The organism is Kitasatospora sp. NPDC023176, from assembly GCF_055560495.1.
In genome coordinates this window covers 213,884-229,388 of record NZ_JBVHIP010000005.1, presented here as the reverse complement: position 1 = coordinate 229,388, position 15,505 = coordinate 213,884, and the positions used below count along the sequence as shown (strand labels likewise).

Sequence of the window (15,505 nt, the reverse complement as noted above, 5' to 3'; positions counted from 1 at the left end):
GGGCCCGGGGCGTCCGGCGCTCGGGTTGTTCGCCCGCCCGGGTCGTCACCCGGGGTGTCCAGCCGCCCGTTTCCTGCCCGCGACGGCCGGTCTTCCGCACCGCCCGCCTGCGGCTGCCGACCCGTCTCCCCCGCCGGGGGCGTCGGCCGGGCCTTCGCCCGCCTCTCCCGCGCGCCCGGGGTGCCGCGCCGCCCCGTTCGTTCCGTCAGCGGGGGCCCAGGAGGGTGAGGGGGGCTGGGGGGTGGGGTGGGCGGAGGGCGGTGAGCTGGGTGGTGGAGGTGCGCAGGGTGTCGGGAGTGAGGGCGCGGGGTGGTGGGGCGTCGGGGGCGAGGGTGAGCGGGGGCGGGGTGGCGGCGGCGAGCAGGAAGTCCTGGGCGGTGTCCGGCGGGCCGGGGCGGCAGTCGGCGGTGGCGCTGCCCTGGACCGCGTACGGGGTGGTCCGCAGTCCGGCCGCCTGGAGCCCCGACTCGATCTGCCAGAGCCCGTCGCCGTCCCGGCTGTCCCTGCCGTCCCCACCGCCCCCGCGGTGCCCGCCGGCGCGGACGGCGATCCGGCCGCCGGGGGCCAGCAGCCGGGTGGCGAGGCCGTAGAACTCCTGGGAGTGGAACTTGACCGGTCCGCCGTCCGAGGGCGCGGGCAGGTCGGCGAGCACCACGTCGTACTCCTCGTCGGGCGCGCCGCGCAGCCAGGCCATCGGGTCGGCGGCGGTGGTGCGGACCCGGGGGTCGTCGAGGGAGTGGCCGCCGAGGGCGGCGAGCCCGGGGTCGGTGCGGGCGAGCCGGGGGAGGGCCGGGTCGGCGTCGACCAGCCGGACGGTGCGGACGCCCCGGTGCCGCAGCACCTCCCGCAGGGCGAGGCCGTCGCCGCCGCCGAGCAGCAGGACCCGGGCGTCCGGCCCGGCGGCCATGGCGGGGTGGACGAGGGCCTCGCTGCCCCGGTACTCGTCGGGCCCGCAGACCGCGAGCCGTCCGTCGAGGTAGAGCCGGAGCGGGCCCTCGGCGGGGCCGGTGAGCACGATCTCCTGGTACCGGCTGCGGGTGGCGTAGCGGACCTGGTCGCCGTAGAGGGTGTGCCGGGCGGCGCGTTCGATCGCGTCGGAGCCGACGGCGGCGGCCGCGAGCAGGGCGAGGACGAGGGTGCAGCCAGCCCAGAGCAGCCGTCGTATCCGGGGGGCGGGTTCCTCGCGGAAGAGCCAGAGCACCACGGCGGCCCCGGCGACGGCGTTGACGGCCCCGGTGAGCAGCGCGCCGTCGCCGGGGCCGAGGAGGGGGAGGATGAGGAAGGGGAAGGCGAGGCCGCCGATCAGCGCGCCGACGTAGTCGGCGGCGAACAGGTCGGCGACGGCGCGGCCGGCGTCCTCGCGCCGGATCCGCTGGATGAGGGTCATCAGCAGGGGGATCTCGGCGCCGATCAGGATGCCGATCAGGCAGGTGAGGCCGACCATCGCGGCCTGGTAGCGGCCGATCCAGGCCCAGCAGGAGTAGAGGGCGAGGACGGAGAGTCCGCCGGTGAGCGCGAGGGCGCATTCGACCAGGGCGAAGGCGGTGGCCGGCCGGCTGGTGAGCCGTTTGGCGAGCAGCGAGCCGAGGCCCATCGCGAACACCATGACGGAGAGCACGACGGAGGTCTGGGTGACGGTGTCTCCGAGCAGGTAGTCGCCGAGTGCGACGAGTTCGAGTTCGTAGACGAGCCCGCAGGCCGCGCAGACGAAGGCGGCCAGCAGGACGGTCAGCCGGGCGAGCCGGGGTCGGGAACGCAGCCGGGATCGACGGCGGGCGGGCAGAGGGGTGAGGGTTCGCCCGGGCCGGGGTGGGGTGCCGTCGTCGAGGTCCGCTCGCGGGCGTGCGGGCGGACCGGCCGGATGGTTGATCACGAACAAACGCTAGGGGACGTGCGGGACGGATCGCTGCGCCCATCCGACGGACAGCGAGGGCCGTCGGATTGACGAATCGTTCCTGGGTGCGATTCATAGGCTTGTGCCGGGTGGTGCATGACCGGATCGGCGGTGCCGCCCCGGCTCGCTGCGCCCGGCCCCTCGCTCGTCACGCCCCCGACACCACCAGTGAGGAGCGGGTGCAGACCAGCTGCCCCTCCTGCGGGTAGGCGTGCCAGGTCCGCCAGAGCAGCCGGTCCGTGCCGCCCTGGGTGACGAGCGCGGTGAAGGCGCTGGGATCCCCCGGGAAGACCCCGGCGAGGCCGCGCGGGTGCCCTTCGACCAGGGCCAGCAGTTCCTGGGCGCGGGCCGCGAAGTCGTGCGGCGGCATGGCCTCGATGCGGGCGGCGAACTCGTACTCCCAGCCGCCGACCTGCTTGGCCACCCGGGCCGGCAGCGGGGTGCGGCGGCCGGGCAGGCAGGCGACGGTCTCCAGGCAGTCGCCGGGGCCGGCCGAGATCACCACCTGGTGCGAGGCGCCCAGCAGTCGCAGCTGGAGGGTGCCGGAGGTGCTGGGGCGGTCACCGTCGAGTCTCAGGTCGCGGACGGCGAGAGCGGGCAGCGGCTCGCCGCCGAGGCACCAGGCGAGGTCACCGGCGCGGGTGTCCGTGTAGGAGGTCTGCAGTGTGGTGAGCATGCTCGGCTCCGCGTTTCAGCTCCGTGCGCGCCCGCCGAGCAGCATCGAGTAGGCCTAGGCGATGGCGAGGCTGTTCGTGGCTGTGCGGCCCTGGGCGCGGCCGACCGTGGAAGGAAGGATTCCGGCTGGAGATTCAGCAGCAGAGAAGCATGAATACGCCGGGTCCGTCGGTGATTTACCCAACTTTGTCAAGCATTCACCGTTTCGGGCACACCTGCTTCCCGGCTCTGATCGAGCCGGTGTGCGACTTTGCACAGCGCGCGCCCCTGTCACCGGCCTGTGCGCCGTGTGCGCTGGTAGTGCGCTGTTCGCGCGCTACATGCGCCGCCGCCCTCGACACGCGGGGCGCGGGGGATGGCCGTGGTGTGCCGGACCGGTCACCGGATTTGCCTCAGCGGCAGCAAAGGAGCATGCCATCCATGGAAGTTGAGGGTCGCTCAGCGCAGGCGTCGGGCCAGAATTGGTCCCGGCCGAGGGGGCGCGCGAAACCCCTGCACACGCCTCCTGTGCGCGCCGGACTCCCGGAACGCCCCGCTCCCCTTGCACAAAGCGGCCCGCGACGGGATAGGTGTCGTCGCGGGCCGTGGGGCGGGGTCCTGCCGGTGCGTTCTGCTGTTCTCAACTCGCTTGGCGGGCAGCCTCGTTCACGCCGGCCACCGGATCAGGGCCACCGCCCGGAGGGCCGTCAGACGGTGAGCCGCTCGCCCGGCTTGGGCAGGCGCAGTGTGTCCTGTGCGCCGGTCTGCGTGAAGGCCTCCGTCAGCGTCTCCGGGCCCTGGGTGAAGTGTCCCCAGTGCTCGAAGTGGAGTGGCACGACGTGCCGGGCCCCGAGGATGCGTGCGGCCTCGGCGGCCTGGTCGCTGGTCAGCGTGAGGTGCGCGCCCGGTATCAGTGGCGTGCTGGCGCCCCCGGCGAACAGCACCGCGACGTCGACCGGGCCGACCCGGTCGGCGATCGTCCGCACCACGTCCAGCGAGGCGTTGTCCCCACTGATGTAGACCGTGGGCAGCCCCGTGCCGGTGAGGACGAATCCGGTGACCTCTCCGACGAGGTGCTCGCTGCCGTCCGGGCCGTGCTGTGCGGGTACCGCGGTCACCCGCAGCGATCCGCCGTCCGGCCGGGGAAGGTCGACGTGCTCCCCGTCGGCCAGAGCCCGGACGGTGCCGCCGAGCCGCTCCCGGGCGGCGGCGGTGGAGAGCACCAGCGGGGCGGCGGCGAGGTAGGAGCGCCCGGCGGTGTCGAGGTTGTCGGGGTGCTGGTCGTGGGAGAGCAGGACGGCGTCCACCGGGCCGAGGTCCTCGGCGGCCACGGCCGGGCCGGCGGTCTTGGCGAGGACCCGGGTGCCGATCGGATACTCCCCGGGGCCGTCGAACGTCGGGTCGGTCAGCAGGCGCAACCCGCCGACCTCGATCAACGCGGTCGGCCCGCCCACGTACTGGATGGTCACCTGAGTCAACTGGAACGCCCCCCTCGAATGCGCGCGAAGATCGCTGCGCCGATGACAAGACCACCGCTGTTCCTGCTATTCCCCGGCCGGAGGGCGAGGCCGGCGTGAGACCGCCGCGAGCCCCGACCGGCTCGAACGGGAGCACCACCCCTTCCTCCGCCGTGAGATGACGGACCCTCCCGTTCGTTCGGTCGCCCGCCGGGGGCATGGTCGGGGTGCCGCCTCCAGAGGCCCGCTACCCCGGTAGGGGGTCGAGGTTGGCTCCATGGCGGGACGTGGGCGGGCGGGCGCGAAACCTAGTCTCGAACCAATCGGTCGCCCTCCCAGGAGATACCCCCCATGGCACTCGCTACGTCCTCCGCTCTCACCGCCAAGTCGCTTACGGCAAAGGCTGGTTGGCTTCGCGCCAGCTACGACTGGCGCAGCTCGGCGTACGCCGTCGCGGCGCTGCCGGTCGGCCTGGTGGCCGTGCCGCTCGCGCTGCTCGGCGGGTCGCGCGTCGCCTACCGGCTGCAGCGCGGGCTCGCGGTGCGGCTGCTGGACGCGCGGATCGCCGAGCCGGCGCGTGGCCGGCCGGCGCGGGTCGTGAGTCATGGCGTGCTGGCCCTGCCACTCCAGCTGCTCGTCGGTCTGCTCACCGCGGCGCTGTGGGCGGACTTCCTGGCCCGCGGGGTCTGCTACCCGCTGGCGGTGTGGGGACGGGACGTGAGCCAGGCCTGGGGCGGCCCCACGCTCGTCGGCGCGTGGGCCGCGCACTTCGCCGTCGGGGTGCTCACGCTGGCGATCCTGCTGCCGGTGTTCCGGGTGCTCGTCGTCGCCCAGCGGCGGCTGGCCGTCCGGCTGCTCGGCACGACCGCGGGGGTCTGAGGTGCTGGCCCTAGGATGGCCGCCGATGAGTATCGAACAGACGGTCCAGCGGCTGCGGCCCGTGGCCCTTCCGGCCGCCGTCGTCGCCCTGGTGCCGCTGGGATGGCTGGACCTGGTTCAGCACTACGCCCTGGGGGCCGCCCCGGCGATGGCCCTGAGCGTGGCCCGGGTGGCTCCGCTGCTGTGGTGCCGCAGCCGCCCGGTGCTCACGTGGGGTGTTTCGCTCGCCGCGATCCTGCTGACCTCGCTGGTGGCCCGGCCGGTCTCCGGGGCGGAGCCGTGGCCGTGGCCCGTGACCAGCCTGGCCGCGGAGGTGCTGGTGCTGGTGCTGGCCGGGAGCCGGGTGGAGCGGCGGCTGTCAGTGGCGATGGGGGCGGCGGTCCTCGCCGTGACCACCGTCCTGCTGGCCGCGCTGCCCGGGCGTGGCGGCTGGTCGGGCCTGCTTCCGGTCGCCGTCGCCACCGTGCTCGCGCTGGTCGGCGCCGAGGTGCTGCGCGACCGCGCGCTGACCCGGGCCCGGCTGGCCGAACAGGAGCTGATCAGCGAGACCGAGCGGACCAGGCGCGCCCTGCTGGAGGAGCGGTCCCGGATCGGTCGCGAGCTGCATGACGTCGTGGCCCACCACATGTCCCTGATCGCCGTCCGGGCCGAGACCGCGCCCTACCGCCTGGCGGACACCTCCGCGGAGACCCGGGAGGAGTTCCGGGCGGTCAGTGGTGCGGCGCGCGAGGCGCTGACGGACATGCGGCGCCTGCTGGGGCTGCTGCGCGGTGACGGGGCCGCCGAGCGGATGCCGCAGCCCGAGCTGACCCAACTCGCCGATCTCGTCCGGGACGCCGGACCTTCGGTCACGCTGGAGGTGGTCGGCGACCTCGGGTCCGTTCCGGCCGCGGTCGGTGTCTGCGCCTACCGGATCGTCCAGGAATCACTGTCGAACGCGCGCCGGCACGCGCACGGCGCATCGGTGGCGGTCCGGGTGGAGCGGTCCGTGACCCGGCTGCTGATCGTCGTTCAGAACGGCCCCGGTGGAACCGAGTCGGCCGTCACCCTGCCGTCGGCCGCCGGGCCCGGCCATGGTCTGATGGGGATGCGGGAACGGGCCGCTCTGCTGGGCGGGACGTTCTCCGCCGAGGAAGCACCCGATCGTGGGTTCACCGTGACGGCCGACCTGCCACTGCCAGAGGAACGATGACCACCAGCATTCTGATCGTCGACGACCAGGCCATGGTCCGCCAGGGCTTCGGTGCGCTGCTCGACGCCCAGCCGGGCCTGGCGGTGGTCGGCGAGGCCGCCGACGGTGCGGCCGCGCTGGAGGCCGCGGCCCGCCTCGACCCCGATGTGGTCCTGATGGACGTGCGGATGCCGGTGATGGACGGCCTTGAGGCGACCCGTCGGCTGTTGGAGGGCCGCAGCCAACGGCCCCGGGTGCTCATGCTCACCACCTTCGACCTGGACGACTACGTCTACGAGGCGCTGCGGGCCGGCGCGAGCGGCTTCCTGCTGAAGGACGCGACGGCCGAGGAGCTGATCCAGGCCGTGCGTGTCGTCGCCGACGGCGACGCGCTGCTCGCCCCGTCGGTCACCCGGCGCCTGATCGAGGACTTCGCCCACCGCAGGCCCGCTCCCCTCCGTGGCGGCCCCGCCCGCCGGCTGCCCGAGCTGACTCCGCGGGAGACCGAGGTCCTCCGGCTCATCGCCCAGGGGCTCTCCAACAACGAGATCGCCGCTGACCTCGTGCTCGCCGAACAGACCGTCAAAACGCATGTCAGCCGGATCCTGACCAAGCTCGGCCTGCGCGACCGGGCCCAGGCCGTGGTCTTCTCCTACGAGTCCGGCCTGGTCGCCCCGGGCGCCTGATCGTGCGGTCCGGCCCCGCGGATCACCCGGACCACCGGGACCGCCGGGACCACCACCCGATCCCGGGCGTCCGGTTCGGCTCTCGCCGGGTGCCGGCCGGTGCGGCCCGTCAGAGCCGCCGCAGGCGGGTGACGGCCTCGGCGAGCACCTCGTCCTTCTTGCAGAAGGCGAAGCGCACCTGGCTGCGGCCCGCGTCGGGGTCGTCGTAGAAGACGGCGTTGGGGATGGCGACCACGCCGCAGCGCTCGGGGAGGACGCGGCAGAACTCGATGCCGTCCTTCTCGCCGAGGGGGGTGATGTCGGTGGTGATGAAGTACGTGCCCTCGGGGGTGAAGGCGCGGAATCCGGCCGCGGTGAGGCCGTCGAGCAGCAGGTCGCGCTTGCGGAGCAGGTCGGTGCGCAGGGTGTCGAAGTAGCTGTCCGGGAGGCGGAGCGCCTCGGCGACGGCGTACTGGAAGGGGCCGGCGCTGACGTAGGTGAGGTACTGCTTGGCGGTGCGGACGGCGGAGACCAGGGCGGGGCTCCCGGTGACCCAGGTGACTCCGTGTTCGTACACTCATTCGCGTGCGACGAACCAGTTCTGACCAGCGAACCTCCGCCGCCGGAGAACCGGCGGCGATCTACTGCCGGATATCCCAGGCGGACGACGACGACCAGACCGGCGTGGACCGCCAGGAGCGGATCTGCCGGGAGATCGCCGAGCGGCGGGGCTTCGTCATCAACCCCGAGCACGTGTACGTGGACAACAGCCGGTCGGCCTGGAAGCGGAAACGGAAGCGGCCGGGCTGGGACAAGCTGCTGGAGGAGGCCCGGAACCGGGGCTTCCAGCACATCATCGCCTACCACCCGGACCGGCTGATGCGGCAGCCGCGAGACCTGGAGGAGTTGCTCCAGGTCTCGGACGACCACGCGATCACCCTCCACGGTGAGGCGAACCGACGCGACCTCTCGGACCCGGATGATCGGTTCATCTTGCGAATCGAGGTGGCCCACGCCTGCCGATCGTCCGACGACACCTCCCGCCGGTTGAAGTCGGCCCTGAAGGACCGAGCCCAGGAGGGCAAGCCGCAGGGTGGTGTTCGCCGGTTCGGGTACGAGCCGGGCGGCATGACGATCATCGAGGAGGAGGCCGAGATCGTTCGCGAGGTGTTCGACCGCTACCTCAAGGGCGAGGGGCCGTCCCCGATCGCGCGAGACCTCCACCAGCGCGGGATCGAGACGGCCAACGGCAAGGCGTGGAACGCCGGGACCGTGCGGGCGCTCCTCGACTCCCGGCATGTCGCCGGCATCCGCATGCACCAGGGGGAGGAGGTCGGCCGGGGCACCTGGACAGCCATCATCGACCCGGGGACCTGGGAAGAGGTCCGGGCCCGGCGTGAGTACCGCGCGGCGGCGTACCAGGAGAGCCGGAGCAAGCCTCCACAGCGGTTCTACCTGCTGCGCGGCCTTGTGATGTGCTCGCGGTGCGGGACCTTGATGTCTGGCACCGCGAAGGTGGGCGGGCCGGCGTACCAGTGCAACCGGCGGAACCGGAACGGCGACCAGAAGTGCGTCCGTTCGATCAGGGCGGAGTCGCTGGAGGACTTCGTACGGGACGCCGCGATCGATCTGCTCGGGAAGCTCCGGGTGGACGGCCGCCTCGCCGCCAGCAACATGTCGGATGAGGACGCCGAGGCGGTCGAGGCGGACCAGCAGCAACTCGCCGAGCTGAACGAGATGTGGACGGCCAAGGAGATCAGCACGGCGGAGTTCCGCAAGATGCGGAAGGAGATCCAGGCGCGCATCGCGAAGGCCCAACGCAAGGTCGTCGTACGGCCGATGGTCCTGCTGGACGGCTTGACCGGCCCAGGAGCTCGGAAGGCGTGGTTTGCCAAGGAGATGACGGACGAGCGTCGGAACGCGGTGCTGCGGTTCCTCTTCTCCGGTGTGGTGATCGACGAGCCCAAGAAGTTCGGCAGGTACATGGACTGGGAGCGGATCAGCATCGAGCAGAACCCGCTCTGAGGTATGGCTGATCCGCTACCACAAGATCGGCCGAACGTATCCGGCCGCGCTCGGGCGATCGTGGTTCTCGGGGACCCGGAGCGGGTCCGTCGTCCGGGAGGCTGGCGTCGGATTACCACAAGATCGGCTCGCTACAGCGAGTCGCGCGTGGGCGATTGTGGTCTCGCGGACCCGAAGCGGGTCGAGTAGCACCAGGAGAAGGAAAGGCAGAAGCCGCATTTCGATGAGGAGAGCCAGCGCCGCGAACGAGGCTCTAAAGGAAGGGCTTCACCCCAGGTCAGAGTGCCTGCGGGAATTCAGATAACGATTTCGCCGAACTCCTTGCACGGGCAATTTCGCCGAAGTCCTTGCACGGGCGATATGGCGAATGCTTGAGTATTCGTATCCCCGATCTCTGCCTGCGATCTCCCCTGCCCCTACGACCTCACCCCGGCGCCGTCGCGCGCCTTCTATCACCGACTGTCGGCCGCACCAAACCGGCACCTTCGTGGTCACCTGTGTGCGGCGCCGGCCTTCGTGCCGTCGCCGGATGCCCCAGCCTGCCCTGAAGCGAGGAGTTTCTGACATGACGTAGCCGCCGAGGAGCGTGCCGAGCGCCTGCCAGCGTTCGGAGCGCGGCCCGGCCCGTGCCTGGTGTTGGAGCACCAGGCGTGCGGCCTCCGACTTTCTGACGACCGCCCACAACCCGCGCGACCCGGTGCACCCGAGGGGTCTGCCAGCCCCGCGCCGGTCGCGAGGAGGCTCGCTTGAACCTGTCCGCACACCCTCAGGCCACGCCCCCGCCGGATGCCGGTGGGACCCTGATCGCCCTGCGGCGACCCCACGCCGGTGCGACCTGCCCGGCCGACGGCCGTTCAGTCTCGGGACAGCCGACCGACGATCGCGCACGGGCGCTGGAGAGGGTCTGCTCCGGTTTCCGGACGACGATCAGCCCCCGCAGCGCTGCGCGCCTGGCCGATCTGATGGGGACCGGCACGGCCGGTGCCGTGGCCCGCGCGGCCTGACCTCGTCCACCCCGGGAGTCCGCGCGGCGCGGGTCTTACCGGGTAAAGGAGTCGGCCCCTGGTGTTGGAGCACCAAGGGCCGAGACGACTCCCTGACGACCGCCCACAAATAACGATCAACACGGGTGCCTTCGGCCTGCCAGCCTGGCGGCACCGCGCAAGGAGTTCCGTGTCCCAGCGTACGTTTTCCACCCCGCGTCCCGCACCCCTTTCTTCCGGCCAGGCCGCCTGGTCGCAGGAGAGCGGGTTCGGTGCTCTGCCGACCCCGCCGCACGACCTGACCGCCGAGGCCGCCGTGCTCGGCACGAGCATGCTGCATCCGGAGGCGATCGACCTCGTGCGGCCGATCCTGCAGCCGGGCGACTTCTACCGCCCCGCACACGCCGACATCTGGCGGGCGCTGACGGCCCTGCGCGACGAGAGCTCGCCCACCGACCCGATCGTGCTGGGCACCCAGCTCGCCCGTGGAGGCAACCTGAGCCGTGTCGGCGGCGAGTCCTACCTGCACGCCCTGGTCGCCGCCGGTCTGCCGCCGTCCAGTGCCGACTACCACGCGGAGATCGTGCGGGAGAAGGCCGACCTGCGCCGTTACCAGGCGATGGGGATCCGCCTGCTCCAGCAGAGTGGCGCCGAGGGCGCGGCCCCGGAGCAGATCAGGGCCGCGCTCGACGCCGAGCTGGCCAGCGCGGCCGACCGCGGAGTCGGCGTACCCGGGCAGCGGCTGACCAGGTTCGCGGTGGACGGCTGGTCGTTCGTCCAGGACCTCGGCGACCAGGTCGCCCCGATCTGGGGCAGCCGCGAGCAGACCGCCTGGGCGGACGGCGAGTCCCTGATGCTGGTCGGCCCGCCCGGGGTGGGCAAGACCACGATCGCCCACCAGATCGTCCTGGCCCGACTCGGCCTGCTCTCTGCCGTGCTGGACATGCCGGTCGCCGAGGGCGAGCGCGTTCTGTACCTGGCGATGGACCGCCCGCCGCAGATCGCCCGCGCCTTCGCCCGCCGCGTCATGCCCGCCGACCGGCGCCACCTCGCCGAGCGGCTGGTCTTCTGGACCGGCCCAGTGCCCGCCAGCCTCGACCGGGAGCCCAACCTGCTGGCCGAGATGGCCGAAGCCCACCAGGCGGACACCGTGGTCATCGACAGCCTCAAGGACGTCGTCGGCAAACTCACCGACGACGAGGCGGGACTTGCCTACAACAACGCCCGCCAGCGGCTGCTTCGCTCCGGCACGCAGTTGCTGGAGCTGCACCACCAGCGCAAGTCCGGCGGCGACGCCAAGCGCGGCGAGCGGCCGGTGCTGGACCGGGTGTACGGGTCGGCGTGGTTCACCGCCGGAGCCGGCAGCGTGCTGTTCCTCGCGGGCGCGGCAGGGGATCCGATCGTGAAGCTGCACCAGCTCAAGACCGTCACTGGCGACGTCGGCCCGCTGTCGGTGGTCCACGACCACACCCGGGGCACCTCCACCGTCGAGGCGGCCCTCGACCCGGCCGCCATCCTCTCCGCCTGCCTGCAGGGCATGACCGCCCGTGAGCTGGCCTGCCGCCTGACCGGCGAGGCCGACCCCGACCGCTCCGACATCGAGAAGGCCCGCAGGCGCCTGGAGAGCCTGGTCAAGGCCGGCAGGGCCACCCGCCAGGACGGCACGACGGGCGGGAGCGGAGGCGGCCAGCAGACCCGCTACCGCTCCACCGTCCGCCACATCGCCGCCGTCTCCTGACCGGCCCACCGCGCTGACGGCCGCCTCGTCGGCACGGTCCACGCGGCCGATCACGCGCCATGTGCCGCGCCGGTCACCACGCGCCGCCCACACCGCGCACGCGGGCCGCAGAAACCGGCGCTCCCACAGTGCACGCGACCCTGCATGCCGTTCACGCCGCCCCTGCTGCACGCGCGTTCCCCTCCCTAAGAGGGGGAACGCGTGCGTGCCCAGCAGGACCGGCACCCAAAACCTCGACCGCCGAAGGGAAGAACACCACCTCAATGCCCGCCAGTACCCTGCCCTCAAGCCGCGTGACCGGCTGGGACCTCGCCGCGATCGGTCTCCTCGCCCTCGCCGGCTTCGCGCTCTCCTACGACGCCCTGCGCCAAACCGCCATCGCGATCCACGTCCGAGGCCCGCTCACCTACCTGTTCCCGCTGATCATCGACGGGTTCATCGCCTACAGCGTCCGCGCGCTGCTGATCCTGCGCACCGCGCCACTGACGGCCCGCGCCTACGTGTGGCTGCTGTTCGGCGCCTCCACCACCGCCAGCATCTGGGCGAACGTCCTGCACGCCGTCCGCCTCAACCAGCAGACCCTCCAGGTCACCGGTCAGCTGCACCTGAGCGACATGTCGGTCGGCATCCTGTCCGCCGTCGCCCCGCTCACCCTGGCCGGATCCGTCCACCTCGGCATCATCGCCGCCCGCCACACCCACCCCACCGCCGACCGGACCGCCGAGCCGTCTCCGTCCGGAGAGGACTTCCGAGCAGTGAGCGGAAATCCGGTCGCTGCGCGAGTCGCGGACCGCGACGACGCTTCTGCTCAGCCACCGTCAGGCGAGCCACACAAGGACGGAGTCGAGCAGCCGACGCCGGAACAGCCCTCGGCCCGCCGCCGGTCCGCAACCGTCGGCGACCTTCCGTGGACCATTCCGGGCAGCCCCGGGCACGCCCGCGCCGAGGACAGCGTCCCCGGTGAACCCGCAGGCCACTGGCCGAGCGGAAATACGGCTCAGCCCCAGGCCGCCAAGCCCGCCGGCCGTCCCCCGGGCGCTCCGCTGGAGGAACTGGCCGCCATCGGCCTCCAGACGTGGACCGGTACCGGGCAGCTGAGTCGATCCGTGGTCCGCGACGCCATCCGGCAACAGGGCCTCACGATCTCCGACCAGCGGCTCACCGAGGTCATGAAGATGCTCCGCCCCGACGACGAACCCCACCAGCAAGCCGGCATCGACTGATCCGCGCACATCCGGGCACCTCGCTGGCCCAGTGAGGCGAGGTGCCCGACCCGCCGCGCCCCACCCAGCGCGGCGCCCACTTCCTGGCCGTGGGAAGCCCGGACCGCCGCCATCTGCACCGCATCTCCGGCCCGCCCAACCGGCAACCGCCCGGACGAGCACCCGCAACCACGCCGCCATCCCGACCGAAAACCTGGAGACTCCGTGCCCGCCCAGCAGCACCCCCGCGACACCTTCCCCTCCGTTGCCGAGAAGGGCGCCAGGAGCGGTAGGCTAATCGGCCGTCTGCTTCGGGCGTTCGGTAACTCGGCTCCTGGCGGAGCCAGTTGTACCCAGTCTCCGACACTTCGCGCGGGTCTGGGGTCCTCCGCCCCAGGGGTGGCGGAGGAAGCCCGGCGCGAGGGCACGCCGGACTCGGAGGTCCCGGCCGAGGGCGGCCTGGACCCGGACAAGCTCGACGCGCTGCAGCGCGACATCCTCGCCCGCGTCCGCGCCGACCAGCCGAACACCGCCACGCCCGCCGCCGCCGACGATGACGAGACCGTCCGCGCCGCGCGTGCCGCGTTCCTGCACGAGAACACCGCAGCCCTCGACGTCCCGAAACTGAACGCCCCCGAAGGCGCCCAGCCGATGCCCCGGGGCAAGAACCGGAAGCACACCGGAACCCGCCGCACGCAGCGGGTCGGACCGGTCGGCTACACCCCACCGGAACACGCCGAACTGCTGGACGCCGCCGATCGCCACGGATACGGGAACACGATCTCCGGATACGTCGGCGACATCTCGCTGGCGTTCATCCGGGGCGAGTTCACCGTTGACCTTCCCCTGCACACCGACCGCCTCGCTCTGCAGGAGTTCCGGGCCGAGATCCGCCAGGAGATCAACGCCATCGGCAACAACATCAACCAGATGGTCCACGTCCTGCATCGCGACGACCGGATCGAGCCCGACATCCGTGAGCGCCTGGAGCGTCTGTGGCTCCTGCTCACCGCCATCGCTGAGGCCCTGCTCATCCCCACCACGACCTACGAAGGAGGTGCCAGCGCGTGATCCCCTCCATCAAGGCCCCCGGCGGCAACACCCGCGGCCTGCTCGCCTACCTCTACGGGCCTGGCCGCCACGACGAGCACCTCGATCCGCACATCGTCGCCTCGTTCAGCCCGCTCGGCCTGCGAGACCCCGGCCGCGACCCGGGGGCCACCCTCACCCAACTCGCCCGGATCCTCGACGAGCCGGTCAACCTGCGCAACAGCGGCTTCGGCAAGAAGGTCACCGACCACGTCTGGCACTGCCCCGTCCGCACCGCACCCGGCGACCGTTACCTCTCCGATGCCGAGTGGGGAGAGATCGCCCGCCGCATCGTGCACGCCGCCGGCATCGCCCCCGACGGCGACCCGCACGGCTGCCGCTGGATCGCGGTGCGCCACGCCGACGACCACGTCCATATCCTCGCCACGACGGTTCGCGAGGATGGCCGCCGCCCCAAGCTCCACAACAGCGGCAAGCGCGCCCAGGCCGAAGCCCGCAAGATCGAGAAGGAACTCGGCCTCCACCAGGTCCAGCCCGGCGACCGCACCGGCGAGCGCCGCCCCACCCAGGCCGAGATGCACAAGGCCGACCGCCTCGGCTGGCAGCAGACCAGCCGCCAGTGGCTGCAGGAACGTATCCGCGACGCCATCCCCCACGCCGCCACCACGGAGGAGCTCTTCGCCTACCTGGAGGCCGACGGTGTCGAGGTCAAGATCCGCCGCCTGCCCTCCGGCGACCTCCAGGGCTACTCCGTCGGCCGCCCCGGCGACCTCAACGACAAGGGCCAGCAGATCTACTACCCGGGCGGGAAGATCGCCCCGGACCTGTCCCTGCCCAAGCTCCAGGCTCGCCTCACGGTCGGCACACCCGAGGAACACCCCACCGCACGGCGCAACCGGCCCTCCACCAGCTGGCAGCGCACCACCGACGCCCTCGACCACGTCCACCGGCACCTCACCGAGGACACCACCGGCGGAACGGGCGGCGAGGACGGCGGCGCGCTGGCACAGGCGCAGATCACGGCGCTGGGCGACATCATCAACGCCACCGCCCAGACCGTCCCGCAGGAACTGCGGGCCGAACTGCGAGCCGCCACCCGGGCGTTCGCCCGCGCCCAGCGCTCCCAGGTCCGTGCCGACCACGAGGGCGCCGCCGACCTGCGCCGGGCCGCCCGCGATGTCCTCAGGGCCGGCGACGGGCCAGACGGCAGCACGCTCGCCGCCATGATCGCGGCTCTCGTGTGGGCGGCGATCCTGACCGGCCGCTGGCACCAGGCCCGAGGCCACGCCCAGCAGGCCCACGCCGCCCGGCAGGCCGTCCAGCACCTCCAAGCTGCCTACGACCAGGCCGCCGCCGACCACCTCACCGCCCTCACTCACCGCCAGCCCACCAAGGAGATCACCAACACCCTCGCCGGCGACGTCCGCTCCGCTCTCCCCGACCACGCGGGGCGCATCCTCGCCGACCCCAACTGGCCCGCCCTCGCCACCGTCCTCGCCGACGCCAAGGCCCTCGGCCACCCGCCCCGACAGCTCCTCCAGGAGGCCGCCGCCCGACGCGAACTCAGCACCGCCCGCCTGCCGGCCAAGGTTCTCCTCGGCCGCATCCAGCACACCAGCCGCAACCCCAACCACAACCCCGCTGCCGAAGCCGCTCGCGTCCGCGCTGCCACCGCCCGGAGCGCAACGCCCGCCACTCCCGTCACCCCCACCGGCCCGGTCCCCCCGGCCGCTGCGCGAGCTGCTGGCTCTCAGCAGCGCGCCCGCTGAGCCCACATCGGCCCACGT

12 protein-coding genes and 1 pseudogene are annotated in these 15,505 nt (G+C 72.6%); 9 read left to right on the top strand and 4 right to left on the bottom strand.

Translation table 11 applies throughout. From position 1 onward, the window contains the following. Nucleotides 1–205: 205 nt before the first annotated feature. The 3 genes from ACZ3YL_RS10705 to ACZ3YL_RS10695 all read right to left on the bottom strand — a co-directional run bounded on the left by ACZ3YL_RS10705 (nucleotide 206) and on the right by ACZ3YL_RS10695 (nucleotide 4,026). Nucleotides 206–1,873: a polyamine aminopropyltransferase gene (locus ACZ3YL_RS10705; protein WP_465656669.1), complete on the bottom strand. Its 1,668-nt coding sequence runs from the start codon at nucleotides 1,871–1,873 to the stop codon at nucleotides 206–208. A 169-nt stretch (nucleotides 1,874–2,042) separates the two neighbouring features. Further along, a complete protein-coding gene (locus ACZ3YL_RS10700; protein WP_188307419.1) occupies nucleotides 2,043–2,570 on the bottom strand; it encodes a DUF2617 family protein in 528 nt (175 codons plus the stop codon). Between the two features lie 685 nt (nucleotides 2,571–3,255). Beyond that, on the bottom strand, nucleotides 3,256–4,026 hold the full coding sequence (locus ACZ3YL_RS10695) for an MBL fold metallo-hydrolase (RefSeq protein ID WP_465656666.1): 771 nt from the start codon (nucleotides 4,024–4,026) through the stop codon (nucleotides 3,256–3,258). Between the two features lie 330 nt (nucleotides 4,027–4,356). Between ACZ3YL_RS10695 and ACZ3YL_RS10690 the strand changes: the two genes are divergently transcribed. The 3 genes from ACZ3YL_RS10690 to ACZ3YL_RS10680 are packed head-to-tail and all read left to right on the top strand — an operon-like array spanning nucleotide 4,357 to nucleotide 6,741. After that, on the top strand, nucleotides 4,357–4,884 hold the full coding sequence (locus tag ACZ3YL_RS10690) for a hypothetical protein (protein WP_188307421.1): 528 nt from the start codon (nucleotides 4,357–4,359) through the stop codon (nucleotides 4,882–4,884). Between the two features lie 25 nt (nucleotides 4,885–4,909). After that, nucleotides 4,910–6,076 carry a sensor histidine kinase gene (locus tag ACZ3YL_RS10685; RefSeq protein WP_188307422.1) on the top strand — a complete coding sequence of 389 codons (1,167 nt, stop codon included), beginning with the start codon at nucleotides 4,910–4,912 and terminating at the stop codon, nucleotides 6,074–6,076. Continuing rightward, nucleotides 6,073–6,741 (top strand): response regulator, encoded by a 669-nt coding sequence (locus ACZ3YL_RS10680; RefSeq protein ID WP_188307423.1) that lies wholly within the window; start codon nucleotides 6,073–6,075, stop codon nucleotides 6,739–6,741. The genes ACZ3YL_RS10685 and ACZ3YL_RS10680 overlap by 4 nt, the downstream gene beginning before the upstream one ends. A gap of 109 nt (nucleotides 6,742–6,850) precedes the next feature. Here ACZ3YL_RS10680 and ACZ3YL_RS10675 read toward each other — a convergent pair. Continuing rightward, nucleotides 6,851–7,282 (bottom strand): annotated as a pseudogene (locus ACZ3YL_RS10675) (aminotransferase class I/II-fold pyridoxal phosphate-dependent enzyme); the annotation flags it as partial. Nucleotides 7,283–7,305: 23 nt separating this feature from the next. Between ACZ3YL_RS10675 and ACZ3YL_RS10670 the strand changes: the two are divergent. From ACZ3YL_RS10670 to ACZ3YL_RS10645, 6 genes are all read left to right on the top strand, one after another. Further along, nucleotides 7,306–8,745 (top strand): recombinase family protein, encoded by a 1,440-nt coding sequence (locus tag ACZ3YL_RS10670; protein ID WP_465656661.1) that lies wholly within the window; start codon nucleotides 7,306–7,308, stop codon nucleotides 8,743–8,745. Nucleotides 8,746–9,491: 746 nt separating this feature from the next. Then, nucleotides 9,492–9,749 carry a hypothetical protein gene (locus ACZ3YL_RS10665; RefSeq protein ID WP_465656659.1) on the top strand — a complete coding sequence of 86 codons (258 nt, stop codon included), beginning with the start codon at nucleotides 9,492–9,494 and terminating at the stop codon, nucleotides 9,747–9,749. Between the two features lie 169 nt (nucleotides 9,750–9,918). After that, complete coding sequence (locus ACZ3YL_RS10660) at nucleotides 9,919–11,466, top strand: DnaB-like helicase N-terminal domain-containing protein (RefSeq protein WP_465656657.1); 1,548 nt, start codon at nucleotides 9,919–9,921, stop codon at nucleotides 11,464–11,466. 293 nt (nucleotides 11,467–11,759) lie between these two features. Beyond that, entirely contained in the window at nucleotides 11,760–12,689 is a 930-nt protein-coding gene (locus tag ACZ3YL_RS10655; protein ID WP_465656655.1) for a DUF2637 domain-containing protein, read from the top strand. A gap of 378 nt (nucleotides 12,690–13,067) precedes the next feature. Continuing rightward, a complete protein-coding gene (locus ACZ3YL_RS10650; RefSeq protein WP_465656654.1) occupies nucleotides 13,068–13,739 on the top strand; it encodes a MobC domain-containing protein in 672 nt (223 codons plus the stop codon). Then, nucleotides 13,736–15,487, top strand: a complete 1,752-nt coding sequence (locus ACZ3YL_RS10645) for a relaxase/mobilization nuclease domain-containing protein (protein ID WP_465656652.1) — start codon at nucleotides 13,736–13,738, stop codon at nucleotides 15,485–15,487. Before ACZ3YL_RS10650 ends, ACZ3YL_RS10645 begins: the two co-directional genes overlap by 4 nt. Nucleotides 15,488–15,505: the final 18 nt, after the last annotated feature.